This window comes from Salegentibacter sp., from assembly GCF_041642575.1.
Lineage (GTDB): Bacteria > Bacteroidota > Bacteroidia > Flavobacteriales > Flavobacteriaceae > Salegentibacter.
This window is the reverse complement of sequence record NZ_JBEPWD010000181.1, coordinates 1-2,273: the sequence shown is the minus strand read 5'-3', so window position 1 is coordinate 2,273 and position 2,273 is coordinate 1. Positions and strand designations below refer to the sequence as shown.

Sequence of the window (2,273 nt, the reverse complement as noted above, 5' to 3'; positions counted from 1 at the left end):
TTTGCAATCGCTTTGGCTTCAATGGAAATGGTTTCTTTGGCAGTGTTCAGAATTTTTTCCTGGAGTTTCAAAATAGATAAAATTATGAATTGTGGATCTAAAGAAATATGTATCTTTAGTTTGCAAATGTATGTAAAATTGTAACACAATTGAATGAGTTTGACGGAAATTGATTTACACCAACAGCTAAAGAAGTACTTTGGATTTAGTCATTTCAAAGGGCTTCAGGAACAGGTGATTACCAGTATTATTAAAGGAAATAATACCTTTGTGGTAATGCCTACCGGAGGAGGGAAATCCCTAACATACCAACTCCCTGCGTTGATTGAAGAAGGTACGGCAATTGTTGTTTCGCCCCTTATCGCTTTAATGAAGAACCAGGTTGATGCTATCCGTGGAATTTCCTCGGAACACGGCGTTGCCCATGTTTTAAACTCTTCCCTGAACAAGACCGAGGTCAGGCAGGTGAAAGAAGATATCGCCAACGGAATAACCAAATTATTATATGTAGCTCCGGAATCGCTTACGAAGGAAGATTATGTGGATTTTCTCAAGAATCAAACGATCTCCTTTATGGCTATAGACGAAGCGCACTGTATTAGTGAGTGGGGACATGATTTCAGGCCGGAGTATCGAAATCTCAGACAAATAATAAAGCGAATTGGGGATAATATTCCAATTATCGCTCTTACAGCCACGGCGACACCCAAGGTTCAGGAGGATATTCTGAAGAACCTGGGGATACCCGATGCCAATACTTTTAAGGCGAGTTTTAACCGTCCTAATCTGTACTACGAGGTAAGACCTAAAACCAAAAATGTAGATGCCGATATTATTCGTTTTGTCAAACAGAACGAAGGGAAGTCGGGCATCATCTATTGTTTAAGTCGGAAGAAAGTAGAGGAATTGTCCCAAACCCTTCAGGTAAACGGGATAAAAGCCGTGCCTTACCATGCCGGGTTGGATGCCAAGACACGTTCCAGACATCAGGATATGTTCCTGATGGAAGACATAGATGTTGTAGTTGCTACTATAGCTTTCGGGATGGGTATTGATAAGCCGGATGTGCGTTTTGTGATTCATCACGACATACCCAAAAGTATTGAAAGCTATTACCAGGAAACCGGTAGAGCCGGCCGTGACGGAGGAGAAGGGCACTGTCTTGCTTTCTATTCCTATAAGGATATCGAGAAGCTCGAGAAGTTTATGAGCGGAAAACCTGTAGCCGAACAGGAAATAGGTCATGCTCTTTTACAGGAGGTCGTGGCTTATGCTGAGACTTCTGTTTCGAGGCGAAAATTCATCCTTCACTATTTTGGGGAAGAATTTGACGGCGAGACCGGGGAAGGAGGTTCCATGGACGATAATGTAAGATATCCCAAGAAAAAACACGAGGCCAGGGAAGAGGTGGAACTTTTACTAAGAACGGTGAAAGATACCAAAGAACTCTATAAGGCTAAGGAAGTAGTGAAGACCCTGATTGGCAAATCGAATGCGGTAATTTTATCGCATAGGACCAACGAACATCCTCTTTTCGGGAAGGGTAAAAGCCGTGACGGAAAATACTGGATGGCACTGATAAGACAGGTCCTGGTTGCGGGATATCTCAAAAAAGATATCGAAACTTACGGCGTGATTAAAATCACCGACAAAGGCCGGGAATATTTGGAAAATCCGAAGTCATTTATGATGACCGAAGACCATATTTTCGACAGTACTACAGAAGGGGTTACTGTTAAAACTCAATCTGGCGGTGGCGGGGTAGACCAAACCCTGGTGAAAATGCTGAAAGAACTTCGAAAGAAGGTTGCCAAAAGATTGGGGGTGCCACCATTTGTTGTTTTTCAGGATCCTTCGCTGGATGACATGGCTTTGAAATACCCTATTAGTATGGAAGAGCTTTATAATATCTACGGAGTAGGAGAGGGCAAGGCCAAAAAATACGGAAAAGAATTTGTAGAACTTATCGCAAGATATGTAGAAGATAATGAAATTTTAAGGCCCGATGATCTGGTGGTTAAATCTACCGGAGCCAATTCGGCGCTAAAACTTTATATAATTCAGAATGTAGACAGAAAACTACCGCTGACTGATATCGCCTCGGCTAAGGGTATGGAGATGTCTGAATTCATAAAGGAAATGGAAGCGATTGTGTATAGCGGTACTAAACTAAATATCAATTACTGGATTGATGAGATCCTGGATGAAGACCAACAGGAGGAGCTTCATGAGTATTTTATTGATGCTGAAACCGATAAAATAGATGCAGCAAT

General features: G+C 41.9%; 1 protein-coding gene. It reads left to right on the top strand.

Annotated features, from left to right (window positions below):
- Positions 1-153 precede the first annotated feature (153 nt).
- Positions 154-2,273, top strand: a 2,120-nt coding sequence (gene recQ / locus ACESK1_RS13090; RefSeq protein WP_372920617.1) for a DNA helicase RecQ, incomplete at its 3' end; no start/stop codon positions are given.